This window comes from Paludibacterium purpuratum (genome assembly GCF_004363805.1).
Lineage (GTDB): Bacteria > Pseudomonadota > Gammaproteobacteria > Burkholderiales > Chromobacteriaceae > Paludibacterium > Paludibacterium purpuratum.
In genome coordinates, this window is record NZ_SNZP01000002.1 from 99,355 (window position 1) to 123,504 (window position 24,150).

Genomic DNA, 24,150 nt, shown 5'->3' on the forward strand with positions numbered 1-24,150 from the left:
CGATGTTCTCCGGGAATCTTTCTATTGAAGACCAATGGCATTTATTGTACAAACCGTATTAATTGATAAATTTATTAGATTGCCAAATGAATATTTCTTTGCGCCAGTTGCGCGCCTTCGTCGCGGTGGCCCGCAGCGGCAGCTTCACCCAGGCGGCCGAAAGCCTCTTCGTCACGCAATCGGCGCTGAGCGGGCTGATCAAGGAGTTGGAAGGGGTGTTGGGGCTGAGGCTATTCGATCGCACCACGCGACGCATCCAGTTATCGGACGTCGGCCATAGCCTGTTTCCGCGGGTCGACAAGATCCTGCACGAGTTGGACGGCGTATTGGAGGAGGCCAGCAGCCTGCGCACGCTGAAGACCGGTTCGGTCAGCATCGCCGCGCCGCAATTGATGGCGGCGACCTTCCTGCCGGAGGTCATCGCGGCATTCGGCAGGCGCCATCCCGGTGTGCGCGTGCGCCTGCTGGACTGCGTGGTGGAGAACATCATGACGCCGGTGTTTTCCGGCGAGGTGGATTTTGCCATCGGCCCCGAGCGCAAGCTGAATTCGGACATTCACGCCGAAATGCTGTTCGAGTTGCCATTTATGGCGGTTTGCCCCACCGACCATCCGCTGGCGGCGGCAAACGAGGTACGCTGGGCCGAACTGCTGGCCCAGCCATTCATTTCGCTGTCCGGCGAATTCACGCAACGCCTTTCGGGCGAACTGCCCGCGGCATTCCGCGACCGCACCTTGGAACCCGGCATCGAGGTGACATTCATGCCCACCGCGTTGTCGATGGTCAGTGCCGGACTCGGCGTGACCGCCTGCATGCCTTACGCGGCGGCCATGGTGCGCCACTATAACCTCAGCATGCGTCCGCTGATCGAACCGCGCGTCACGCGGCGCTTTTTCATCTATACCCGCAAGGAGCGCGCGCTATCGCCGGCAGCCCAGCAACTGCGCGCCATGCTGCTCGACTTCCTTCACTCGCCGGTACCGCCGACGGTCAACCCCCCGTCGATGCGCAGCGTCGGCTGACCGACGCCGACCGGCACGCTCTGGCCCTCCTTGCCGCACACGCCGACCCCTTGGTCGAGCGCCAGATCGTTGCCGATCATCGATACGTAGTTCAATACGTCCGGTCCGTTGCCGATCAGCGTGGCGCCCTTGACCGGATAAGTCAGCTTGCCGTCCTCGATGCGCCAAGCTTCGGATGCCGAGAACACGAACTTGCCGCTGGTAATGTCGACTTGGCCACCACCGAAATTGACCGCATACAGCCCATCCTTGACCGAGGCGATGATCTCCTGCGGATCGTGCTGGCCCGCCAGCATGTAGGTATTCGTCATGCGCGGCATGGGGATGCTGGCGTAGGATTCGCGTCGGCCGTTGCCGGTCGGCGCGGTCTTCATCAGCCGGGCGTTCATCGCGTCTTGCATATAGCCGCGCAGGATGCCGTCTTCGATCAGCGTGGTGCACTGGGTCGGGTTGCCTTCATCGTCGATGGCCAGCGAGCCGCGCCGACCGGCGAGCGTGCCGTCGTCGACCACGGTCACGCCACGGGCGGCGACGCGCTCGCCCAACCGGCCGCTGAAAGCCGAAGTGCCCTTGCGGTTGAAATCCCCCTCCAGGCCATGGCCGATGGCTTCGTGCAGCAGCACCCCCGGCCAACCCGGGCCGAGCACCACGGTCATCTGGCCGGCGGGCGCCGGGCGCGCTTCGAGATTGGTCAGCGCTTGGCTCACCGCCTGGCGCACGAAGCGCTCGACCACCTCGTCGGTGAAGCTCGACAGGTCGTAGCGCCCGCCGCCACCGCTGGCGCCTTGCTCGCGCCGGCCGTTTTGCTCGGCGATCACATAGACCGACAGTCGCACCAGCGGACGCACATCGGCGGCGCGTACGCCATCGTGACGGGCCAGGTAAATGACGTCGTACTCGGCGGCAAGACCGGCCATCACTTGGATGATGCGCGGGTCCATGGCGCGCGCCAATTTTTCCACTTTCTCCAGCAGCGCCACCTTGGCCGCGGCCTCGAGGCTGGCACAAGGATCGATGGCCGGATAAAGATCGCGAGCGGTACGTTGCGTCGGCACGGTCACCGGCAAGTGCCCCTCGTTGCTGCCGATGGCGCGCACCGCGTCGGTCGCACGCGCCAGCGCCGCGCCGCTGATCTCGTCGGAATAGGCGAAGGCGGTCTTGTCTCCGCTGACGGCGCGAATGCCGACCCCCTGCTCGATGTTGAAGCTGCCGGACTTGACGATGCCCTCTTCCAGACTCCAGCCTTCATTGCGGATGTATTCGAAATACAGGTCGGCGTAGTCGATGTCGCGCCGGGCGAGACGGGCGAAAGCGGCTTCTAGGATCTCTTCGTCCAAACCACTGGGTTTCAACAACAGTTGCTCGGCGGCGGCAAAGGCTTCTTGCATGGCAGGTTCTTTCATTTCAGTACCCGGTGCGCCAAGGCTGGCAGGCGCGACCGGACGGATTGGATCAGGTTGGTGTCGATCTCGGCCAGTACCACGCCCTCGCCTTGCGGCAATTCGGCCAGGATGCGCCCCCAGGGATCGATGATCATCGAGTGGCCGTGAGTGGCGCGACCGTTCTGGTGCTGGCCGCCCTGTGCCGCGGCGATAACGTAGCACTGGTTCTCGATGGCGCGGGCACGCAACAGCACCTCCCAGTGCGCCTGGCCGGTCGTGGCGGTAAAGGCGGCCGGCAGGGCCAGCAGATCGAACGGCGCCATTTGACGGAAGAGCTCGGGAAAGCGCAGATCGTAACAGATGCCCAACGCCAATTCGCCCAACTCGGTGCGCGCCTTGACCGGCTGCGTGCCGGGCGCGATGGTGTTGGACTCGCAGTAGGTTTCGCCTAGGCCGGAGAAACCGAACAGATGGATTTTGTCGTAGCGTGCGGCGGGTTCGCCCGACGGATCGAACAACCAAGTGGTGTTATAGACCTTGCCGGGCACAGGCGTCACCAGCGGCACCGTACCGCCGACCAGCCAGATCTTGTGGCAACGCGCCATATCGGCCAGTGCCTGCTGTAGCTGGCCTTGGCCCGGAACCTCGGCCAGCGCCACCTTATCCTCTTCGTGCCGTCCCATTAAACAGAAGTATTCGGGCAGCACCACCAGGCTCGCGCCACGCGAGGCCGCCTCGTCAACCAGGGTCTGGGCGCTGCGCAAGTTATGCTGCCAGTCGGTACCCGACACCATCTGCACGGCGGCGGCTAAACATTTGCTTTTCATGGTTTGAGTTTCCGCAAGGTGTTGGTCAATGTCGTCGACTTGATCCGCGCGACCACCGGCTCGGCGAACGTACCGCTTACGCTGTAATCCACCGAGAATATCTTGCTCACCGGGTCGCGCAGCACTTTCTGCGCCGCCAGTGCCGCCACGCCGACCACCGGGTTGATCAAGGCCGCGCCGGTCGCCAGCGCCACGCCCTCGGACAGGTGCGGCTCGACGTGCACCTGCAATTGCTGGGTTTCCGTCGCAAGGTTGACCACGCCCTTGATGTTGACGTCGGCGCCGGGCCCCTTCATGACCAGATTGTCCGATTTAAATATACCTCGGCTGATCGTGGCGTCACCCCGCAAGGAATCGAAAGCGAACCCCTCGCTGAACACGTCGGTGAAATCGAGATGGATGCGGCGCGGCAGCGATTGCAGGCTCAACACGCCCAAGAGGCGCGCCACACCGGGGTCGACCTTGGCGAAGCGGCCGTCGCTCAAGTCCGTCGACATTTGCCCGCTGGCATTGGCCGCATCGAAGTCCCCCAGCCCACCGGGCCAGGACAAGCTCCCGCTCAATGAGCCCTGGCCCCGGTTGAAGGTTTCCTTGAGGCCGAAATGCGCCAGCAACTTGCCGACATCGCTGGCCTGCACCTTGAATCGGGTATCGACCGAGCCGGCGTCCAGCACCCGTACCGAACCGCTCAGCGAGCCCTCGGGCAGGGTCAGCGTCACGTTGTCGAGCAGCCAGTCGCGCGCCACGTAGCGTGCGTTGACCGTCAGACTACCGAGCGCGTTGCCTTTATACACCAGCTTACCGATGCGAATGTCCATCGCCGGCAGCGAGGTCGGCGCGCCGCTTGAGCTATCGCGCGCGAACGGCTGATTTAACACGACCAGCGGCAGCCGGGCGTGAATGCTGCCATTGTTGCGCGGATCGTAATCGATCGCGCCCTGTATTTCGGCGGCATCGACCATGGCATGCCACTCTTCGTCTCCCGGTTCGTGGCCAAGCCACAAGCTCGCGCGGTGCAAGCTATACGGCCCCCAGGTCAACAGCGGTGTAGCCACTTCGATATGCAACGGCGGCAGCCCCGCGCTATCGACCGATGCCCCTGCCGTCGCAAGGCTCCAGTCGCTCCAGGCACGAGCATCGATTTGAGGCAGCGCCGCCTTGATGCGCACACCCGAGCTAGGCTGATCGCTCAGCGCACGGCCGATCGCCACCTCGGTGCCGAGTGCCGTGCCATCGGCGTCGAAGCGCGTCCGGCCGGCAATTTGGCTACCCGCCGAAAAATCGAGCCGCATACCGCCATTGCGCACCGGCATCAACGTCAGGTTGAACGGCAACGCGGCCGCGGCGGCCTTGGACAGCGGCGCCGATGGCGCATCGACTCGGGTGCCCACCAGATCGGAACCGACCTGTAGCGACTCCAGCCCGCCATGCAGCGTGAAACGCGCCTGGTAGTGCGAGTTGCCGCTGATGTGCGGCGCCAGGAAATCGACATAGCGCGCCACCACCTGACGGCTGTCCGCCTGGCCGTCGACAACGAAACGCATGCGCGCATTGGCGTCGCTCTCGGCCTTGAGTACGAATGGCCCGCCAAAGGCCTTGAGGGCGATGCCGCTGCTGGAGACGCCATGTTCGCTGAAACCCAGCACGCCGTTGACCGACTGCAACGGCGGCAAAGGCAGCGACGTCAGCGCCAATTGGTTGTCCATCAAGTGCAATTGCCCGTCGACCTTGGGTTGCCCGCGGCTGGACAACGGGATCGACAAGTTGAGACGCAAGGCGGCCTGACCGGTGGCGCGGGTTTTGCCGAGGAAGCCGGACAACCAGCCGTCCACCGGACTATGCGCGGTATAGCGCAGCATATTGGCCAACTCGCCGCTGGCTTGCCCCTGGATCGTCAGATGCGGATCGGCGCCGCCCAGATCGGGAATGGCCACCTGAACCTGTGTCAGGCGGTTGCCCAGGGTCTGAACCTGGGACGACTTGATGTCCATGCGTTCGTTATGGAACACCAGGCTGGCATCGAAACCGGAAAGCAACGGCCAATTCTTGTCGAACAGCAAAGAGGCGCCGCGCACTGTGCCGGACACCAGGAATTCACCGCCTTGCCCCCCCTTGAACGGGAAACGATCCAGGTCGCCCCGCAGGCGCAGTTGCGCGTTCTCCAGCGTACCGGCCTTGAGTGCGCCGGACAGCCAGCGAATGGTGTCCGCGCCAGCCTGATAGGGCAGATAGTCGACCACTCGCGTCGCCAGCACATGGTCGATGCCGCCAGTCAGGTCGATGGTGCCGGCGCCCGAACCGGCGCGACGATAGTGCCCGGCGAACCGCCCGCGAAGATCGGCATTGGCGAACTGCCATTGATCGATATCGACCTGTAGGCTCTGCCCGCTCGAACGCCAGCCGACGTCGGCTGCCAACGAAGAGAAATGCAGCGGTTTGGCAAACACATGCGGCAGCTGTACGGTTTCGGCCGCGGAGAGCCGCAGTTGCCCGCCGTCCTGATCGAACTTGACCGAGCCGCTCAGGCCATCGACGCCAGGCACTTGGCCGGAGGGCTGCCAGGCCAAATTCGAGAAGCTGGACTCGAACCGGTAGCGTGTCGGTGCATCGGGGTGCCCCTGCCAGCCGAGCGACAGGTTCTTCAATTGTCCGGATGGCGAGAAATGCGAGAACAAGGGGTTGCGATCCACGCCGAGGGCGTGCAGAAACGGACTCAGATGCGCCAGGTTGACGTTGTCGACGCGCATTTCGCCGCCGCCGGGCGTTCCGGTATCCCAGAACCCGTTGATGTTCGAATCGGTGAACACCGGGCCGCTGGCGCTCAAAAGCGACAGGTGGCTCGCGTTCACTTGGTAAACGTCGCCGCTGCGCTCCAACTGTAGGCGCCCGGCAAGCGCGGGAAGAGACAACTCGGCGGCGCCGGGCAGTGCATACGCGGCATTTCTGACCTTGACGTCGGCCACCAGACGATTGATGCGGCCATCGGCGAAGGATAGTTCGACCGATCCGTCGCCCTCGCCCCGTTTGATCAGGCCGAAGGGCTGCAGATAGCGGCTCCATGGCGAAACGCGGGCACCGTGCAGGCTGGCGCTCACGCTACCGCGCCACTGTTGCCAATGGTCGAGTTCGTCGCCGTGCCAACTCCCGCTTAACTCGACGTTATCGCCGACCGTGGCCGGCGGTTTGCCCGAAAGCTGAAGATCGTGGCCCAACAACCCGCTGGCGAGTTCCAACTTCCCATCGGACAACGTCAGCTTAGGCAGGCCGAGGAACTCGTCCTGCCAAGCGATGCGAGCGCCGGTGACCACAATACGGCTTTGCCGTAGCAACCAATCGCCGGGGTGGCTCTCGCCGGCGGCACGCGCCCCGTTGCCGGACAAGGGGAAACCATTCAGATAGAAGCGGCCGTCACGGCCGCGGCGGATATCGAGCGCGGGCGACGATAGCTCGATCAACGCCATGCGCGGCTCGAAGGCGATCAGACTTTGCCACGACGGCACCACGGCGATACGGTCGAGTGTCAACGGCGCACCGTGCGGATCGGCGATCGACAGCGCGGAGAGTTCGAAGCGCGGCGCCAAACCGTCCCAGGCGCCGGAAATCCGACCGATGGTCACTTGCCGCCCCAAAGCCTGCCCAGCCTGGCGTGCCAACGCCAAACGGTAGTGGTCCAGATTGGGCAACACCTGGAAAGTGAACAGCAGGAAGCCCACCGTCACGGCCGACGCCGCCAGGCCGAACACCCAAGCCGACAGTTTCAGCAGCCTCTTGAGGGTGTGAATGACCGGAAGATGGCTAAACAAGCCGATGAGCTTTTTCAATGGAGACAAACCAGTACAATGAGGGAGACATGTCAGCACATTCTCTCTGGAACCTGAACGCGGAGACATTATGCCATCAAACGCCAGCAGTGCCAGCGCCATCGCGAGGGCGGTCCGCTTTTCCCGCTACCTGTCGCGCGTGCTGGAGGCCCATCCGGCGGAAGCGGCGCGGCTTGCCCGGGAAGTCGACCAGCCATTCGGCGCGGCACACATGCTAGCCTTCGCCGACTGGCCGGCGCTGGAAACCCCGGAAACCCTGGCGCCGATGCTACGCACGCTACGCCGCGCCGTGATGGCGCGACTGATCGCACGCGATATCGGCGGACTCGCCACGCTCGACGAGGTGGTCGACACCATCAGTGCGTTGGCCGAATTCGCAGTGCGCACCGCACTGCCGGTCGCCTGCCGGGCTTTGGCGCATCACGGCGAGCCGATCGGCGAGGAAAGCGGCGAAAAACAGACGCTGATCGTGATCGGCATGGGCAAGCTGGGCGGCGGCGAGCTCAATGCATCGAGCGATATCGACCTAATCTTCATCTACCCGGAGAACGGCCAGACCGATGGCCCGCGCCCCATCAGCAATCACGAGTATTTCTGCCAGGTCGGCAAGAAACTGATCGCACTCTTGAACGACGTCACGGCCGACGGACAGGTATTCCGCGTCGACATGCGTCTGCGCCCCTATGGCGACTCGGGGCCGCTGGCCATGAGTTTCAGCGCGCTGGAAAATTATCTGCTGACCCAAGGGCGCGAGTGGGAGCGCTATGCCTGGATCAAGGCGCGTGCATTGACCGGCGACGTCGCCGGCCTGTCCGAACTGGTGCGCCCCTTCGTTTATCGCAAATATCTCGATTACAACGCCTATGGCGCCATGCGCGAGCTATCCAGCCAAATCCGGCGCGAAGTGGCGCGGCGCGACTTGGCCGATAACATCAAACTCGGACCGGGCGGTATCCGCGAGATCGAGTTCATCGCCCAGGTGTTCCAACTCATTCGAGGCGGACGCGAGAAGAGCCTGCAGTTGTTCGGCACCCGTCAAACGCTTGCCCGGCTCGCCGAATTGCGCCTACAGGAACCCTCGGCCGTGCAAGAACTGCTCGAGGCCTACACCTTTCTGCGCAATCTGGAGCACCGGCTGCAATACGTGGACGACCAACAAACCCAGACTTTGCCGGAACGCGCCGAGGCGTTGGAGCAGATCGCCGCCAGCATGAACTTCGCCAATACCGACGCCTTCCTGTCGGCGCTGGCACGCCACCGACGCCATGTCACACGCCACTTCGAACAGGTTTTCTTCCTGCCGACCGAAACCGCGCCGGACCACCCGCTGACCGCGCTATGGCGCGACATCGGCGAAGGCGATATCAGCCCGCAACTGACCGAGCTCGGTTTTCAGCATCCGCAGGACGTGGCGCGCTTGCTGCATGGGCTGTCGACCAGCCAGCGCTACCAGCAAATGGCGCTGGCCAACCGCAAGAAGTTCGATGCGCTGATTCCGCCGCTGATCGAAGTCTCGGGCCACTTCCCCAATCCGGATGCCACGCTATCGCGCGTCCTGACGCTGTTGGAGGCCATCAGCCGGCGCGCGCCCTATCTCGCCCTGCTGACCGAATACCCGCAGACGCTACAGCGATTGGCCTCGTTATCGTCGGCCAGCGCCTGGGTATCGACCTACCTGACACGCCATCCGATCCTGCTGGACGAATTGCTGGACGCGCGGGTGCTGTACAGCCCGCCGGACTGGTCGGCGATCGCCGCGCAACTCGAGCAGCAACTTGCCGATTGCAACGGCGACGTCGAGGCCAAAATGGATACGCTGCGCCATATGCAGCATGCCCAGGCCTTCCGCCTGGTGGCGCAGGATCTGGCCGGCATGTGGACGGTCGAGGCGCTGTCGGACGAGCTATCGCGCCTGGCAGACCTGATTCTGGACGCCACGCTGCGTCACGCCTGGCTCGACATTCCCACCCGCCACGTCGACACCCCGGCCTTCGCGGTGATCGGCTACGGCAAATTGGGGGGCAAGGAATTGGGTTATGCCTCGGACCTGGACGTGATCTTCCTGTTCGACGACCCACATCCGGACGCCCCCGAACTCTACGCGCGGCTGGCGCGCAAGATGGTGACTTGGCTGACCAGCACCACCGCGGCCGGCGGCCTGTACGACATCGATCTACGCCTGCGCCCCAACGGCTCGAGCGGCTTGCTGGTCAGTACCATGCAGGCATTCGAAAGCTATCAGGAAAAACAAGCCTGGGTGTGGGAACACCAGGCACTGACCCGGGCGCGTTTCGTCGCCGGCGACCGGCACATCGGCCGACGCTTCGACCGCGCACGCCGAGCCATCCTATCCATGCCGCGCGAGGCGGCGCGACTGGCCGAGGAAGTACGCGCCATGCGCCGCCGCATGCTGGAAACCCATCCGGCCGAACCCGCCGACGTCAAACATGCCCGAGGCGGCCTGGTGGACATCGAGTTCATCATCCAGCACCTGATCCTGGCGCACGCCGACAAACTACCGGCACTGACCGCCAACACGGGCACCATCGCGCTGTTGGCGGTGGCGGCGCAGGCAGGGTTGATACCGACCGATTTGGCGGAAGCGGCGCGCCAGACCTACCGCTACTGCCGACGACTGCAACATGCGGCCCGACTCAACGAAGCGCGGCGCTGCGAAGTGACCGCCGAATTGGAACAGCACTACCGCCAGGCATGGGCCCTATGGCAATATCTATTCGGTACGGACTGATTTATGTTCTACCCTTAGCGCAGCTATATAATTGCAGCACATTAAAATATACAAATGGAGAAACTGATTATGTCGATGGCTGATCGAGACGGCTATATCTGGTACAACGGCGAACTGGTCGAGTGGCGCTCCGCCACCACCCACGTACTGACGCATACCCTGCATTACGGCATGGGCGTATTCGAAGGCGTGCGCGCCTATGAAACCGCTCGCGGCCCGGCCATCTTCCGCCTGCAGGATCATACCGACCGCCTGTTCCGCTCGGCGCATATTCTCGGCATCAAACTGCCCTTCTCCAAAGAAGAGATCAACCATGCCCACCGCGAGGTGGTGAAGGCCAACAAGCTGTCGTCCTGTTACTTCCGCCCGATGGCCTTCTACGGCTCCGGCAAGCTCGGCGTGGCGCCGCCGGTCGACGACGTGCAAGTCATTGTGGCCGCCTGGCCATGGGGCGCCTATCTCGGCGCCGAGGGCATGGAAAAAGGTATCCGGGTCAAGACCTCGTCCTTCACCCGCCACCACGTCAACATTACCATGTGTAAAGCCAAGGCCAACGGCAACTACATGAACTCCATCCTGGCCAATACCGAAGCCACGCGCGACGGTTACGACGAAGCGCTGCTGCTCGACGTCGAGGGCTACGTGGCGGAGGGTTCGGGCGAAAACGTGTTCATCGTACGACGCGGCAAGCTGTATACTCCCGACCTGACCTCCGCGCTCGAGGGCATCACCCGCGATACCGTCATGCAGATCGCCGGCGAAATGGGGCTGGAAATCATCGAAAAACGCCTGACGCGAGACGAAGTCTATAGTGCCGAGGAAGCTTTCTTTACAGGCACGGCGGCCGAGGTCACCCCGATCCGCGAGCTGGACAACCGCCAGATCGGCAACGGCACGCGCGGCCCGATCACCACCGAGATCCAGCGCCGCTACTTCGACTGCGTCAAGGGGCTCGATGCCAATCACGCGGCTTGGTTGACCTACGTGCAAAGCTAAGGAATAGGTAACATGTCAGAACTGAAACCCAATACCGAGCGCCAGATCGACATCGCCGCGACGGATCTGCCGCTGGCGTGCCCGATGCCGGACATGCTGAAGTGGAATGCCCACCCCAGGGTCTATCTACAGCTTGACGAACACGGCGCGGCACGCTGCCCGTATTGCTCCACCCGCTACCAGCTCAAAGGCGATAAACCGGGCGGGCACCACTGAACCACCAACGCCTAATCCGAAGGGTGCCGCCTGGCAGCACCCTTTTTGTGTGAATCAGAACTACATGAAAAAAATCCTGGTCATCGCCCCCTCATGGGTTGGCGATAGCGTAATGGCCCAGCCCTTGTACCGCCGATTGCATGAGCTCCACGGCGAACTCGAGCTGCATGTCTTCGCACCGCAATGGACCCTGCCGCTCCTGGCCCGCATGCCCGAAGTGACCCAGGCGCATCTCAACCCGTTCGGTCACGGCCAACTGAGCCTGATGGCGCGTTGGAAGACCGCACGACAACTGGCGAAATACCGCTTCGACCAGGCCATCATCCTGCCCAACTCGCTCAAGTCGGCGCTGATTCCGCTCTTCGCCGGCATTCCGCGCCGTACCGGCTTCGTCGGCGAATCGCGCTACGGTGCCATCAACGACTGGCGCGAACTGGACGAGAACAGCCTGCCGATGATGGTCGAGCGCTTTTGCGCCCTGGCGGCAGCCAAAGGGCAGCCGCTCTCGCGCCCCATCCCGCATCCGCATCTGACCGTCGAGCCGCAGCGTCAGCAAGCGACGCTCGCCGCACTCGGGCTCGCGGCCGACAAGCCGATCGCCGCCTTCTGCCCCGGCGCCGAGTATGGTCCGGCCAAGCGCTGGCCAGCGCGTCATTTCGCCGCACTGGCCGAACGTTTCGCTGCCGCCGGTTTCCAGATCTGGCTATTCGGCTCGAACAAGGATGCCGAAATCGGCGGCGAAATCGCCCGACTGTCCGGCGGCACCGCCGTCAACCTGTGCGGCAACACCGGCCTGGATCAGGCCATCGACCTGATCGGTCTGGCGGACATCGCCGTGTGCAACGATTCCGGGCTGATGCACGTCGCCGCCGCGCTCGACAAACCGCTGGTGGCGCTTTACGGCTCGTCCAGCCCCGATTTCACGCCGCCCTTGTCCGATCGAGCGGAAATCATCACGCTAGGCCTGGAATGCAGCCCCTGCTTCGAGCGCACCTGTCCGTTCGGTCACACCGACTGTCTGGAAAAACTCGAGCCCGAGCTCGCATGGCGGGCCGCAGTAAAACTACTGCCCCGTCTACAGTCCGTCATCGACATTGCACATGAATAACCTCGCCCACGACCACAACAACCGCCGCATGGAACTGGTGCTGGCCGCCGCCAGTCTGTTTCGCGACCTGGGTTACGAGCGCACGACGGTACGCGACCTGGGCAATGCCGTCGGCCTGCAGTCAGGCAGCCTGTTCTATCACTTCCGCAGTAAAGAAGAGATATTGGTGGCGGTCATGGCACTCGGCATCACCCGCACCACCGAACAACTCGAGGCGGCCCTGTCGTGCGCAGACAACCCGCGCGACAAACTTGCCGCGCTGTTCCGCGTTCATCTGAATTCGCTGCTGGGAGAAAACCAGGCGGCCCTCGAAGTCATGCTGTACGAGTGGCGTAGCGTCAGTGCCGCGGCCCGCCCCGGCCTGGTGGTATTGCGAGACCGCTACGAGGCTCTGTGGCAGACCGTGTTGGATGAAGCCGCCGCGGCCGGCCTAGTCGGAAGCGACACGCGGCTGTTGCGTCGCACCCTGCTCGGCAGCCTGCACTGGACCGTGCAATGGTTCCACCCGGAAGGCGAAATGGACGTCGACCGGCTCGCCGATCGCATGCTGGCGCTACTGCTGCGCGAAGAGCCCTCCTCAACATGCTGATTTTTATATGGTTCTGAGCTAGACTGAACAGAGCGCATATAGAGGAATCAGGCCATGAGTCCATCCATCGCCCGCCTGCCCTCCAGCGTCGCCACCAATATCCCGGTGCTGCAGGCGCAACAGGCACAGCAGGCGCAGGCCGTCGAAAAGACCCGCAGCCAGGACAGCGACCGGACCGCGGCGCCTCAAGTGGCACAGCCCACGGCGGAGCCGGCCGTTCAGGCACGTCAGAACCAGCAGTCGGCACAGGTCGAGGCCGAGTTGCGGCAGCAGTTGACCAATGCGCAGGCCAGCGTCACGGCGCAAAGCCGAGGGCAACCGACCCCCACCCCGCCGCAAACGCTATCTGCACGGCAAAATCAGGCCCAACAGGCCCAGACGGCGCATGCCGATCAGGCGCACCAAGCCGCCGCCCAACAGGCGCAGCGGCAAGAACGGACACGTCAGACCGAACAGACGCAACAAGTCGAAGCGCAGACCCGGCAAGCCGCCGAGCATGCGGAAAAATCCCGTGCCCCCAACCCGTCCACCGCGATTCAGCAATACCAAGCCGCCCAGACCCTGCTGCTGCCTTCCGACACGAATACCCATCAGGTCAACACTCGGGCTTGATGCGCTTGAGACGGCAGTTGCTATGGTCTAGTATGCGGGCAGATCCCTGCCACGCGAGTCAGCGCCATGCCGTTGCATCCGTTCAGTTGGTTGCAGAAGACCATCCGCCGTCCGATCGAACTCAACCACGAGCAGGATATTCTGTTGCGCCGCGCGGCCGAGATCTCCGGCCTGTCCTGCAGCCAGTTCATCTTCGAAAGCACCTGCAAAGCCGCTGAACTGGCCGTGCTCGAGCAACGGCAATTCTTCGTCTCGGGGAGCGAACGCCAGTGGTTGATCGCGCTGCAACAACGCAAAACCGCGCCCGCGCCGGCCTTGATCCAACTGATGACGAACCCGACGCCCTGGGAAGGCGGCTCGGCCTTGCGTGCCCCCGAGCCGCTCGCCCCGGCGCATTCGATCGTGCAATTCGACTGCGGCCGCCCGGCCATGAACGATTGGCTGGCGCACCGCGCCCGCCAGGCACAATTGAAGAACACCGCCAAGACCTTCGTGGTCTGCGTGCAGGATCGCGTGGCCGCCTATTTCAGCCTCTGCGTCGGCCAGATCGACTCGCGTGAGTTTCCCGGCCATGGCGCCCAGGCCATCGACCGCAGCCTCTTCCCCATTCCGGTTGCGATTCTGACCCGGCTCGCGGTCGATACGTCCTATCAGCACAAGGGGCTCGGCCACGGCCTGCTGCGCGAGGCCATCCAGCATGTGCTGTCGATCAACGAGCAGGCCGGCGTAGCGGCGCTGTTGATTCAGCCGCTCAACGAACCGGTGGCCCGGTTCTACCTCGCGTGCGGCTTCATGCCCTCGCCCGCCGCCTACAAACAGCTGTTGCTGCCGATCGAGGATATGCAGGCAGCTCGAACCACGCCGCCTTGACTCCACTTGCCTGAGCCCCTTCAGGATTCCAATCTTCTCTTGTGCACCTCTCCATCTCTCGATATCGCGACGGGTTCCAATATCCGGCATGGAGGCCGACAGCCATCTGCATGCCAAATCCGCAATTTGACGGCGGCGTCGGATACGCCGTGTTCATGCCGACGGTGTCACCCAGATAGGCAGCGAGGGGGACGACACGATCATTGGCGGGGCCAATGATGATCGCTTGTACGGAAAGGGAGGCACGACAATTTATTCGGCGGTGTCGGGCGAGATTATCTGCGCGGCGGGGCCGGCGGCGATTGGTTGGATGGCGGCGAAGGCGACGACCGCTTGTTTGGCGATGACGGGCATGACGTACTGAATGGCGGAGCCGGCAACGACAGGTTATTCGGCGGAGCCGGCCAAGATCATCTGCGCGGCGAGGCTGGCGACGATTTTTTGGATGGCGGCGAAGGCTTCGACCTGTTGCATGGCGGCGCGGGGAATGACACTTTGCGTGGCGGAGCGGGCGACGACGTATTGATCGGCGGCGCAGGCAACGATGTGCTCATCGGCGGGGCGGGCCGTGACAGCTTTGTCTGGGGCATCGAGGATCTGCGCTACACATCGGGGACGCGTGATGTGGTCAAGGACTTTGTCCTAGGCGAGGATAAGTTGCAATTCGTCGCCATGGAGGGGCCGGGGTTCGCAACAAGCGCACCTGCGACGCCGATGGAGGAGGCACTATCCTTCGCTTTAACCAAAGAAGGAGACGACACGGTGTTGCGCGTCTCGTCTTTCCGAGGGACCAATGAAATCGTCTTCGAAAATACCGATTTGCTGCTAGGCGGCAACTTGTCGGAGGCGGAAGCGCTGCAACGTCTGCTTGCATAACGGCGCGGTCATCTTCAACACTCCCCGCCGAGTGATGGGGGCACTGTTGTAGTTTCTGCAATGACAATGGGCGCAAGAGGTTAAACGCCTCATGCGCCCATGAAGAAAACCCATAACGTGCGCTTACGCGCGAACGTCGACGTTCTGTCCCAGATGCGCCGGGTTCGATGCCGTGGCCTGGATCTGCTGCGACTCCTGTACGGCGGAATTCAGCAACGGCAGCACTGCGGCAGCATCGGCATTCTTGGCCTTGTTGAGCACGTTGACCTGCACGGCTTGCGCCATACCGCCATCGCTACCGACATTTGCTACTTGACTGGCAATGTTCATGCCCCAATCTCCCAAAAAAGCCGCAATCGCATAGGCCAAGTGTAGATGGCCCGCTAACTGCTGTCATGGCTGAACTGCTAAAATACCCCTGACACATACTAAAACTGCAACAGGAAAACCACGATGACCCAATCCCGTCACCACCGCCTTTTGATTCTCGGCTCCGGTCCGGCCGGTTATACCGCCGCCGTTTATGCCGCGCGCGCCAACCTGCAACCGGTCATGATCACCGGCATGGCGCAAGGCGGCCAACTGATGACCACCACCGAAGTCGACAACTGGCCCGCCGATGCCGACGGCGTGCAGGGCCCGGAACTGATGGCCCGTTTCCAGCGTCATGCCGAGCGCTTCGGCACCGAGATCATTTTCGACCATATCCACACCGCCCACTTGAACGAAAAACCGATTCGTCTGATCGGCGATGCCGGTAGCTATACTTGCGACGCGCTGATCATCGCCACCGGCGCCTCGGCCCAATATCTCGGTCTGCCGTCGGAAGAGTCCTTCATGGGCCGCGGCGTGTCCGGCTGCGCCACCTGCGACGGCTTCTTCTACCGCAACCAGGACGTCGCCGTGGTCGGCGGCGGCAACACAGCGGTCGAAGAAGCGCTGTATCTGGCCAACATCGCGCGCCACGTTACCCTGATCCATCGCCGCGACGCCTTCCGCGCCGAGAAGATCATGGTCGACAAACTCCACGAGCGCGTGGCCGAAGGCAAGATCAGCCTCAAGCTGCATGCGGTACTGGATGAAGTGCTAGGCGACGACAGCGGCGTGACCGGCGCCCGCATCAAGTCGGTTATCGACCAAAAAACCGAAGACTTGAGCCTGTCCGGCGTTTTCATCGCCATCGGCCACCGGCCCAATACCGAGATCTTCAAGGGCCAACTGGAAATGGACGGTACCGGTTATGTGATCACCCAGGGCGGCAATGCCGGTAACGCCACCGCCACCAACATCGCCGGCGTATTCGCCGCCGGCGACGTGCAGGATCATATCTACCGTCAGGCGGTGACCAGCGCCGCATCCGGCTGCCAAGCCGCCCTCGACGCCGAGCGCTATCTCGACCAACTGAAGTAAATGGTTTGAAGTCGCTCAAGGACAAGCTGCGGAGCCTACCGCCGCGACCGGCCGCCAAGCCGGTCGCGGCGGCGCCCGCACCCGAACCGGATCTCGACTTCCAGCGCCAGATGCGCGACGTCACGCCGATGCCGGCCGATGATCGCGTGCATTTCGTTCCGCCCCGTCCCAGCCCGCACCCGAAGAAACGACCGCAAGGCATGCCCGATGCACGTCATCCGCAACATGTCGGCTGGTTCGAGCCGGCGGACAACCTCAACCACTTCGTGCGCGCCGGCATGCAAGCCGCCACCTTGCGCAAGTTGCGCGCCTTTCATTGGCCGGTCTGCGCCGAATTGGATCTGCACGGGCTGGACCGTTACCAGGCGCAGGACCGACTGACGGTATTTCTGCACCGAGCGCGCCGTATCGGGCAATGCGTACGCATCATTCATGGCCGCGGCATCGGTTCGCACGGCGAACCGATACTCAAGCGCATGACCCGGACCTGGCTGACCCACCACCCGGATGTCCTTGCGTGGAGCGACAGCAACGACGGCGGCGCGCTGTTGGTATTGCTGCGCACGATGACGGATTGATTATTCATCCCGACTTCATGCTAATCTTAAGCAAGGCAAGGATGCGACCACGGCACGATGCGGATAACCACGGATTCAACTGGAGTGTTTATGCAAGACGAGCTTTGCCCCGACTTCACCCTGCCCGCCACTGCAGGCAAGACTTTCACACTGGCGAGCGCCACCCGTCCCCTGGTGATCTACTTCTACCCCAAGGACAACACCCCGGGCTGCACCACGGAAAGCATCGCGTTCCGCGATCTGTATCCGGCCTTTCAGGCCAAAGGCGCTGAGATCGTCGGCATTTCGCGCGACAGCCTGAAGTCGCACGAGAATTTCAAGGCAAAGTTCTCGCTGCCGTTCGAACTATTGTCCGATAGCGAGGAAACCGTCTGCCGGCTATTCGACGTCATCAAAACCAAAAACATGTACGGTAAAAAGGTGCAAGGCATCGAGCGCAGCACCTTCGTCATCGGCGCCGATGGTCGGGTGGCGCGCGTATGGCGCGGCGTCAAGGTACCCGGCCACGCAGAGGAGGTTCTGGCCGTCGTCGAGTCGCTGTAAACCAGGCAGTGCCCGATGCCGGGCGCCGCGTGCCGGCACCCGGCTGGATCAAGAAGCTAAAAGGGGATATCCATCATGGCAAGCCGCAAGAAAAACAAGAGCGTCAAACTGTTTGTTCTCGATACCAACGTCCTGCTGCACGACCCCACCTGTTTATTCCGCTTCGAAGAGCACGACGTTTTCATCCCCATCATTACCCTCGAAGAACTCGACGAGCACAAAAAGGGCATGTCCGAAGTTGCCCGAAACGCCCGTCAGGCCAGCCGTTTCCTCGACGAAATCGTCAGCGGCATCGAGGCGCACATCGAATCCGGCATCGCGCTCAAGGCGCCGAGCAAGAATGCCGCCAGCGGCAAACTGATCCTGCAAACCCAGGCCATCCACAGCGTCCTGCCCCCCTCGCTGCCGGTCGGCAAAGCCGACAACCAGATTCTCGGCATCGTCGCCGCCTTGCGCGACCTGCACCCGGATCGCCCGGTCATTCTGGTATCCAAAGATATCAACATGCGCATCAAGGCGCGTGCGCTTGGCCTATCGGCTGAAGACTACTTCAACGATAAAGTACTGGAAGACACCGACATCCTGTACAACGGCACGCGCGAAATCGACGGCAGCTTCTGGGAGCGCAACGGCAAGGATATGAAGTCCTGGCAGGACAAGGGCCGTAGCTATTACCAACTGCGCGGACCGGACACTGCGGGGCTACACGTCAATCAGATGCTGTGGCAGGAAGGCGAATCGCCGCTCGCGGCGCGGGTGGTGAGCCTCACCGGCAAGGATGCGGTGCTGGAAACCCTCAAGGACTACTCCCACAGCAAAAACAATGTCTGGGGCATCACCGCGCGCAACCGCGAACAGAACTTTGCGCTCAACCTACTGATGAATCCGGAGATCGACTTCATCACCCTGCTCGGCCAGGCAGGCACCGGTAAAACCCTGCTGACGCTGGCCGCGGGACTGGCGATGACGCTGGAACAGAAGATCTATAGCGAAATCATCATGACCCGCGTCACCGTGCCGGTCGGCGAGGACATCGGCTTTTTGCCCGGCACCGAAGAAGAGAAGATGGCGCCTTGGATGGGTGCGTTGGAAGATAACCTGGATGTGCTCAACAAGACCGACGACGACGGCGGCGACTGGGGCCGCGCCGCCACGCGCGACCTGATCCGCTCGCGCATCAAGGTCAAGAGCCTGAACTTCATGCGCGGCCGTACCTTCCTCAACAAGTATCTGATCATCGACGAGGCGCAAAACCTGACACCGAAGCAGATGAAGACGCTGATCACCCGTGCCGGCCCCGGCACCAAGGTGGTCTGCCTGGGCAACATCTCGCAGATCGACACGCCCTACCTGACCGAAGGCAGTTCCGGTCTGACCTATGTCGTCGACCGCTTCAAGGGCTGGGAGCACTCGGGACACATCACGCTGCAACGCGGTGAACGCTCGCGCCTGGCCGATCACGCGGCCGAAGTGCTGTGACGCCGAAGCTCGAGCTGATTCACCTACCGGCACAAGGGACGGCGCGGCATGCGCCGCCCCTTTTGTTCGTTCATGGCGCATTCTGCGGCGCCTGGTGCTGGCAGCCGCACTTCCTGCCCTGGTTTGCGCGCCAAGGCTACGAATGCTGGGCACTGAGCCTGGAGGGCCACGGCAACAGCGAAGGCCGGCGTTATCTACCGGCCATCGGCATCGACGACTATCGCAAGAATCTGGCCTGGGCCATCCGCCAACTCGACACGCCGCCAGTGGTCATTGCCCACTCGATGGGTGGCTATGTTGTGCAGCAATACCTGCGCCACGCAACGTTGCCTGGTGTGGTATTGCTCGCCTCGGTACCGCCCACCGGTCTCGCCGCCTCCAGCCTCCGGCTCTTGGCCGGCGCGCCGTCGCTATTCATCAAGCTGAACCTGTACCAACACGGCCAGTACAACCCGGACTTCGACGAGTTGCGGGCCCTGCTCTTCTCGGCCGATACGCCGGACGACGATATCGAGTGGCTGATCCGTCATAGCCAACCCGAAAGTCAACGCGCCGTGCTCGATATGACACTGGTCAATCCCCTGACCATCGGCCGGATACACCGACCGCCGGCGTTGGTGCTCGGCGCCGCCGGCGATGCCTTGATCCACGACGACGATGTGAAAACCACGGCGCGCCACCTCGGCGTCCAAGCAGAAACCCTGCCGGCCATGGGACATATGACGATGTTGGACACGCACTGGCAACAGTGTGCTGAGCGGATTGCCGACTGGTTGCCGCAAGCGGCGTATTCGGGGGAAACGCCCTACGCATCCATGCAAGACGTATAGGGCGTCGAACGGCTACATGGCCGCGAGGAAAATCCGCTCGATATCCGCTTGGCTGGCCCGCACCGGATTGGTCAGCCCGCAGGCATCCTTCAGCGCATTGCTGGCCAAGAGCGGAATATCCGCGCTCTTCACCCCCAACTCGGCCAAGCCCTTGGGAATGCCGACATCGACAGACAGCAGGCGAATGGCCTGAAGGGCCTCGGTCGCACTCTTTGCGCCCGGCTGCAAAGCCTGGCCGATTTGTGCCAGGCGGTCGGCCGCCGCCTGGCTGTTATAAGCCTGGACATGCGGCAACAGCACCGCATTGCAAACCCCGTGCGGCAGATCGTAAAAACCGCCCAACTGGTGCGCCATGGCATGCACATAGCCCAACGAAGCATTGTTGAAAGCCATGCCGGCCAAGAACTGGGCATAAACCATCTGCTCGCGCGCTTCGATATCGCTGCCGTCGTCCACCGCATGACGTAAATGGCGTCCGATCAGCGAGACCGCTTGCAAGGCGCAAGCATCGGTGATCGGGGTCGCTGCGATCGAAACATAGGCCTCCACCGCATGGGTCAACGCATCCATGCCGGTCGCGGCGGTCAGCGAGGGAGGCATGCCGACCATCAAGTCAGGATCGTTGACCGACATGATCGGTGTGGTGTGTTTATCGACGATGGCCATCTTCACATGGCGCGACTCGTCGGTAATGATGCAGAAACGGGTCATTTCGCTGGCAGTGCCGGCGGTGGTATTGACCGCCACTAGTGGCAGCTGCGGCTTGGCGGACTTATCCAAACCCTCATAATCTTCGATCTTGCCGCCATTGGCCGCGACTAGCGCGATCCCTTTGGCACAATCATGCGGCGAACCCCCGCCGAAAGAAATCACCACATCGGCTTGATGCTGGCGCCACACGGCCAAGCCCGCCTCGACGTTATGGGTAGTGGGATTAGGTTTGACGCCGTCGTATACCGCACAGACGATCCCCTGATCGCCAAGCCGTTCGACCATACGCTGGCAAAGCTTCAACAGCGGAGGATTGCTGTCGGTCACCACCAGAGCCCGCTTGAAACCGAGATCGACCATGCGGTCGATGGCGTCATTCAGGCAGCCAGCGCCAATCAGGTTGATCGAGGGAATATAGAATACAGAGCCAGCCATACTGTTACTCCTGTTGTGAGAGAAGGTGCTCATTCATTTTGCATGACCCGCTCACGGAAACTTTGCTTCACATCAAACTATATTTGCGCAAATCATCCTGCACGCATTGAGAAAAAGGCATCGCGGCGACAGCCGCTTCTACGGGAACGAGAACGGGACTCCCAAAAAAAAACCGATCCGCACGCGGATCGGTTTTTTTCAATCACTCGAACGTTCAGCCAAGCTTGGCCAATTGCTCGCGCACTTTGCTCAACCGAGCTTCCAACTCGGCCTGCTGCGCGCGGTCGCGTTCGACCAAATGCGCCGGCGCACGGTCGACATAGCCTGGCTTTTCCAGCTTGGCCATCAGCTTGGCGTATTCGGCCTCGGTCTTGGTCAGATCCTTGGACAGTCGGGCCTGCTCCGCCGCGCGGTCGATTTCCACCTTGAGCATCATGCGCGCGCCGTTGCTGATGGCCACCGGCGCATCGTCTTGCGGCAGTTGCTCGACCAGGCAGGCATCCGACAGCTTGGCCAGCGGCTTCAGGTACGGCAGGAAATCGGCCAGCGCGGCCGTGCCTTCGACGAACAGCGGTGCCTTCTGCGCCGGCGACAGCCCCATCTCGCCGCGCAGGTTGCGCACGGCGCCCACCAGGTCCTTGAATTCGACCATGCGCGCATTGGCGTCGGCATCGATCTTCTCGGGCTGGGCCAGCGGCCAACCGGCCAGCATGATCGACTCGGTCGTGCGGGCGTTGGCCAGCGGCGCCACGGTCTGCCACAGTTCCTCGGTAATGAACGGCATGATCGGGTGCGTCAGGCGCAGCGCCACTTCCAGTACCCGTACCAGGGTGCGGCGCGTAGCGCGCTGCTCCGCCTCGCTGCCCTGTTGCAATTGCACCTTGGCCAGTTCCAAATACCAGTCGCAGTATTCGTTCCAGATGAACTCGTAGATCGCCTGGGCCGCCAAGTCGAAGCGGTAGGTATCCAGCGCCTCGGTGACTTCGATCTCGGCCTGCTGCAGACGGCCGATGATCCAGCGGTCGACGAAGCTGAATGCCAGCGGCAGCGATTCATCCTGGCCGCAGTCGCGCCCTTCCAGGTTCATCATGGCGAAGCGGGTGGCGTTCCACAGCTTGTTGCAGAAGTTGCGGTAGCCCTCGCAGCGCTTGAAGTCGAAGTTGACCGAACGACCGAGCGAGGCGTAGCTGGCCATGGTGAAGCGCAGCGCGTCGGTACCGTAGGCCGGAATGCCTTCCGGGAACAGCTTTTTGGTGGCGGTGGCGATCTGCGGCGCCTTTTCCGGGCGGCGCAGGCCGGTGGTGCGTTTTTCCACCAAACGTTCCAAGCCGATGCCGTCGATCAGATCCACCGGGTCGATCACATTGCCCTCGGACTTGGACATCTTCTTGCCTTCGTGATCGCGCACGATGCCATGGATGTACACGTCCTTGAACGGCACCTTGCCGAGGAAGTGCGTGGTCATCATGATCATCCGCGCCACCCAGAAGAAGATGATCTCGTAACCGGTGACCAGCACGTTGGACGGCAGGAAAGCCTTGAGCTCGTCGGTGTCGGCCGGCCAGCCCAGGGTGGAGAACGGTACCAGCGCGGAAGAGAACCAGGTATCGAGCACGTCGTCGTCGCGCGTCAACGGCTTACCGCCGGACAGCGCCAAGGCCGCCGCCTCGTCGCGTGCCACATAGACCTTGCCGTCGGCGTCGTACCAAGCCGGGATCTGGTGTCCCCACCACAGTTGGCGCGAAATGCACCAGTCTTGGATATTGTTCATCCACTGGTTGTAGGTATTGACCCACTGCTCGGGCACGAAGCGCACCTGGCCGCTTGCGACCGCGTCGATGGCCTTCTCGGCGATCGACTTGCCGGTAGCGTCATCCTTGCCGACGCGGCTCATGGCCACGAACCACTGGTCGGTCAACATGGGCTCGATCACCGAACCGGTGCGGTCGCCGCGCGGCACCATCAGCTTGTGCGGTTTGACTTCCACCAAATAGCCCTGCGCCTGCAGATCCGCCACCAGCGCTTTACGCGCTTTTTGCGTGTCCAGGCCGGCATAAGCCGCCGGCAGGTCGATCGCGTCGAACTGTTCGCCTTCGAAGCCCCATACCTCGGCGCGCGCGCGCAGCGTGGCATCGAGATTGAGCACATTGATCAAGCGCGTATCGTGACGCTTGCCGACCTGATAATCGTTGAAATCGTGCGCCGGGGTGATCTTGACGCAGCCGGTGCCGAAGGCGGCGTCGACATATTCGTCGGCGATCAGCGGGATCTGGCGGCCCGTCAGCGGCAACTCGAGCATCTTGCCGATCAAGTGGGCGTAACGCTCGTCGGTCGGACTCACCGCCACCGCCACGTCGCCCAGCATGGTTTCCGGGCGCGTGGTGGCCACCACGATCGCGTCGGCGCTACCCACCACCGGATAGCGGATGTGCCACATGTGGCCATCTTCCTCCACCGACTCGACTTCGAGATCGGACACGGCGGTGCCGAGCTTCGGATCCCAGTTGACCAGGCGCTTGCCGCGATAGATCAGGCCTTGTTCGAACAGGCGCACGAACACTTCGGTCACCACCTCGGCGCGAGTGTCGTCCATGGTGAAGTATTCGCGCGACCAGTCGACCGAGCAGCCGACGCGGCGCATCTGCGAGGTGATGGTGCCGCCGGACACGCCCTTCCAGTCCCACACCTTGTCGATAAAGGCATCGCGACCCAGATCGTGACGCGACACGCCCTGCTCGCCCAATTGGCGCTCGACCACGATCTGCGTGGCGATGCCGGCGTGGTCGGTACCCGGAATCCAGGTAGTGTTATGCCCGCGCATGCGGTAGTAACGCGTCAGACCGTCCATGATGGTCTGATTGAAGGCGTGCCCCATGTGCAAAGTGCCGGTCACATTGGGCGGCGGCAACTGAATGCAGAAAGACGGGCGGGAGAGGTCCATGTTCGGCTGAAAATAGCCGGCCTGTTCCCAGTGTTGATACCACCGGCGCTCGATATCGCCCGGTTCGAAGCTTTTGGCAAGTTCCATGATGGCTAGTATGCGTAGGAAATTCGGAAAAATGGGTCGATTATAACCTGATTGCCCTATTGCCGCCG

20 protein-coding genes and 1 pseudogene are annotated in these 24,150 nt (G+C 62.5%); 15 read left to right on the forward strand and 6 right to left on the reverse strand.

Features of this window, described 5'->3' with window-relative positions; all coding sequences use genetic code 11:
* Positions 1–86 precede the first annotated feature (86 nt).
* Positions 87–1,022 carry a LysR family transcriptional regulator gene (locus DFP86_RS02455; protein ID WP_133678422.1) on the forward strand — a complete coding sequence of 312 codons (936 nt, stop codon included), beginning with the start codon at positions 87–89 and terminating at the stop codon, positions 1,020–1,022.
* Here the strand turns inward: DFP86_RS02455 and tldD are convergent.
* From tldD to DFP86_RS02470, 3 genes are read right to left on the reverse strand one after another with little or no spacing between them, the layout of a single operon-like run.
* A complete protein-coding gene (gene tldD / locus DFP86_RS02460; protein WP_133678716.1) occupies positions 968–2,410 on the reverse strand; it encodes a metalloprotease TldD in 1,443 nt (480 codons plus the stop codon). The two genes, DFP86_RS02455 and tldD, sit on opposite strands and share 55 nt — an antisense overlap.
* A gap of 11 nt (positions 2,411–2,421) precedes the next feature.
* On the reverse strand, positions 2,422–3,231 hold the full coding sequence (locus DFP86_RS02465; protein ID WP_133678423.1) for a carbon-nitrogen hydrolase family protein: 810 nt from the start codon (positions 3,229–3,231) through the stop codon (positions 2,422–2,424).
* Entirely contained in the window at positions 3,228–7,052 is a 3,825-nt protein-coding gene (locus DFP86_RS02470) for a YhdP family protein (protein WP_166642122.1), read from the reverse strand. The genes DFP86_RS02465 and DFP86_RS02470 overlap by 4 nt, the downstream gene beginning before the upstream one ends.
* A 70-nt stretch (positions 7,053–7,122) precedes the next feature.
* Here DFP86_RS02470 and glnE point away from each other — a divergent pair, with 70 nt between their 5' ends.
* From glnE to DFP86_RS02510, 9 genes and pseudogenes are all read left to right on the forward strand, one after another.
* Positions 7,123–9,801 (forward strand): bifunctional [glutamate--ammonia ligase]-adenylyl-L-tyrosine phosphorylase/[glutamate--ammonia-ligase] adenylyltransferase, encoded by a 2,679-nt coding sequence (glnE, locus tag DFP86_RS02475; protein WP_133678425.1) that lies wholly within the window; start codon positions 7,123–7,125, stop codon positions 9,799–9,801.
* A 69-nt stretch (positions 9,802–9,870) separates the two neighbouring features.
* Entirely contained in the window at positions 9,871–10,797 is a 927-nt protein-coding gene (locus DFP86_RS02480) for a branched-chain amino acid transaminase (RefSeq protein ID WP_133678426.1), read from the forward strand.
* 12 nt (positions 10,798–10,809) lie between these two features.
* The gene (locus DFP86_RS02485; RefSeq protein WP_133678427.1) at positions 10,810–11,013 is read left to right on the forward strand and encodes a zinc-finger domain-containing protein; all 204 of its coding nucleotides are present in this window, start codon (positions 10,810–10,812) and stop codon (positions 11,011–11,013) included.
* Positions 11,014–11,077: 64 nt separating this feature from the next.
* Entirely contained in the window at positions 11,078–12,121 is a 1,044-nt protein-coding gene (waaF, locus tag DFP86_RS02490; RefSeq protein WP_133678428.1) for a lipopolysaccharide heptosyltransferase II, read from the forward strand.
* Complete coding sequence (locus DFP86_RS02495) at positions 12,114–12,710, forward strand: TetR/AcrR family transcriptional regulator (RefSeq protein WP_133678429.1); 597 nt, start codon at positions 12,114–12,116, stop codon at positions 12,708–12,710. The genes waaF and DFP86_RS02495 overlap by 8 nt, the downstream gene beginning before the upstream one ends.
* A 54-nt stretch (positions 12,711–12,764) precedes the next feature.
* The gene (locus tag DFP86_RS02500; RefSeq protein WP_133678430.1) at positions 12,765–13,322 is read left to right on the forward strand and encodes a hypothetical protein; all 558 of its coding nucleotides are present in this window, start codon (positions 12,765–12,767) and stop codon (positions 13,320–13,322) included.
* A gap of 66 nt (positions 13,323–13,388) precedes the next feature.
* Positions 13,389–14,192 (forward strand): GNAT family N-acetyltransferase, encoded by an 804-nt coding sequence (locus DFP86_RS02505; RefSeq protein WP_133678431.1) that lies wholly within the window; start codon positions 13,389–13,391, stop codon positions 14,190–14,192.
* A 142-nt stretch (positions 14,193–14,334) separates the two neighbouring features.
* Positions 14,335–14,556, forward strand: coding sequence for a hypothetical protein (locus DFP86_RS19805; protein ID WP_208108212.1), 222 nt, complete (start codon positions 14,335–14,337; stop codon positions 14,554–14,556).
* Positions 14,460–15,068, forward strand: a pseudogene (locus tag DFP86_RS02510) (calcium-binding protein); the annotation flags it as partial. The gene DFP86_RS19805 and the pseudogene DFP86_RS02510, both read left to right, overlap by 97 nt.
* Positions 15,069–15,191: 123 nt before the next feature.
* On the opposite strand, the gene DFP86_RS02515 reads toward DFP86_RS02510, so the two are convergent.
* On the reverse strand, positions 15,192–15,398 hold the full coding sequence (locus DFP86_RS02515) for a hypothetical protein (RefSeq protein ID WP_133678432.1): 207 nt from the start codon (positions 15,396–15,398) through the stop codon (positions 15,192–15,194).
* Positions 15,399–15,521: 123 nt separating this feature from the next.
* On the opposite strand from DFP86_RS02515, the gene trxB reads away from it, so the two are divergent.
* From trxB to DFP86_RS02540, 5 genes are all read left to right on the forward strand, one after another.
* The gene (gene trxB / locus DFP86_RS02520) at positions 15,522–16,478 is read left to right on the forward strand and encodes a thioredoxin-disulfide reductase (RefSeq protein WP_133678433.1); all 957 of its coding nucleotides are present in this window, start codon (positions 15,522–15,524) and stop codon (positions 16,476–16,478) included.
* Positions 16,479–16,483: 5 nt separating this feature from the next.
* A complete protein-coding gene (locus tag DFP86_RS02525; RefSeq protein ID WP_133678434.1) occupies positions 16,484–17,056 on the forward strand; it encodes a Smr/MutS family protein in 573 nt (190 codons plus the stop codon).
* Between the two features lie 90 nt (positions 17,057–17,146).
* Positions 17,147–17,599, forward strand: coding sequence for a peroxiredoxin (locus DFP86_RS02530; RefSeq protein ID WP_133678435.1), 453 nt, complete (start codon positions 17,147–17,149; stop codon positions 17,597–17,599).
* A gap of 75 nt (positions 17,600–17,674) precedes the next feature.
* Positions 17,675–19,078, forward strand: coding sequence for a PhoH family protein (locus tag DFP86_RS02535; protein WP_133678436.1), 1,404 nt, complete (start codon positions 17,675–17,677; stop codon positions 19,076–19,078).
* Positions 19,075–19,908 carry an alpha/beta hydrolase gene (locus tag DFP86_RS02540; RefSeq protein WP_133678437.1) on the forward strand — a complete coding sequence of 278 codons (834 nt, stop codon included), beginning with the start codon at positions 19,075–19,077 and terminating at the stop codon, positions 19,906–19,908. The genes DFP86_RS02535 and DFP86_RS02540 overlap by 4 nt, the downstream gene beginning before the upstream one ends.
* A gap of 12 nt (positions 19,909–19,920) precedes the next feature.
* Here DFP86_RS02540 and yiaY read toward each other — a convergent pair whose 3' ends face one another.
* Both yiaY and DFP86_RS02550 read right to left on the reverse strand, forming a co-directional pair.
* Entirely contained in the window at positions 19,921–21,054 is a 1,134-nt protein-coding gene (yiaY, locus tag DFP86_RS02545; protein ID WP_133678438.1) for an L-threonine dehydrogenase, read from the reverse strand.
* Positions 21,055–21,268: 214 nt separating this feature from the next.
* Entirely contained in the window at positions 21,269–24,082 is a 2,814-nt protein-coding gene (locus tag DFP86_RS02550) for a valine--tRNA ligase (protein ID WP_133678439.1), read from the reverse strand.
* Positions 24,083–24,150 lie beyond the last annotated feature (68 nt).

Bases quoted from the DNA above. Each gene is read 5' to 3' on its own strand.
- DFP86_RS02455 (WP_133678422.1), top strand. From the start codon at position 87: ATGAATATTTCTTTGCGCCAGTTGCGCGCCTTCGTCGCGGTGGCCCGC.
- tldD (WP_133678716.1), bottom strand. From the start codon at position 2,410: ATGCAAGAAGCCTTTGCCGCCGCCGAGCAACTGTTGTTGAAACCCAGT.
- DFP86_RS02465 (WP_133678423.1), bottom strand. From the start codon at position 3,231: ATGAAAAGCAAATGTTTAGCCGCCGCCGTGCAGATGGTGTCGGGTACC.
- glnE (WP_133678425.1), top strand. From the start codon at position 7,123: ATGCCATCAAACGCCAGCAGTGCCAGCGCCATCGCGAGGGCGGTCCGC.
- DFP86_RS02480 (WP_133678426.1), top strand. From the start codon at position 9,871: ATGTCGATGGCTGATCGAGACGGCTATATCTGGTACAACGGCGAACTG.
- DFP86_RS02485 (WP_133678427.1), top strand. From the start codon at position 10,810: ATGTCAGAACTGAAACCCAATACCGAGCGCCAGATCGACATCGCCGCG.
- waaF (WP_133678428.1), top strand. From the start codon at position 11,078: ATGAAAAAAATCCTGGTCATCGCCCCCTCATGGGTTGGCGATAGCGTA.
- DFP86_RS02495 (WP_133678429.1), top strand. From the start codon at position 12,114: ATGAATAACCTCGCCCACGACCACAACAACCGCCGCATGGAACTGGTG.
- DFP86_RS02500 (WP_133678430.1), top strand. From the start codon at position 12,765: ATGAGTCCATCCATCGCCCGCCTGCCCTCCAGCGTCGCCACCAATATC.
- DFP86_RS02505 (WP_133678431.1), top strand. From the start codon at position 13,389: ATGCCGTTGCATCCGTTCAGTTGGTTGCAGAAGACCATCCGCCGTCCG.
- DFP86_RS02515 (WP_133678432.1), bottom strand. From the start codon at position 15,398: ATGAACATTGCCAGTCAAGTAGCAAATGTCGGTAGCGATGGCGGTATG.
- trxB (WP_133678433.1), top strand. From the start codon at position 15,522: ATGACCCAATCCCGTCACCACCGCCTTTTGATTCTCGGCTCCGGTCCG.
- DFP86_RS02530 (WP_133678435.1), top strand. From the start codon at position 17,147: ATGCAAGACGAGCTTTGCCCCGACTTCACCCTGCCCGCCACTGCAGGC.
- DFP86_RS02535 (WP_133678436.1), top strand. From the start codon at position 17,675: ATGGCAAGCCGCAAGAAAAACAAGAGCGTCAAACTGTTTGTTCTCGAT.
- yiaY (WP_133678438.1), bottom strand. From the start codon at position 21,054: ATGGCTGGCTCTGTATTCTATATTCCCTCGATCAACCTGATTGGCGCT.
- DFP86_RS02550 (WP_133678439.1), bottom strand. From the start codon at position 24,082: ATGGAACTTGCCAAAAGCTTCGAACCGGGCGATATCGAGCGCCGGTGG.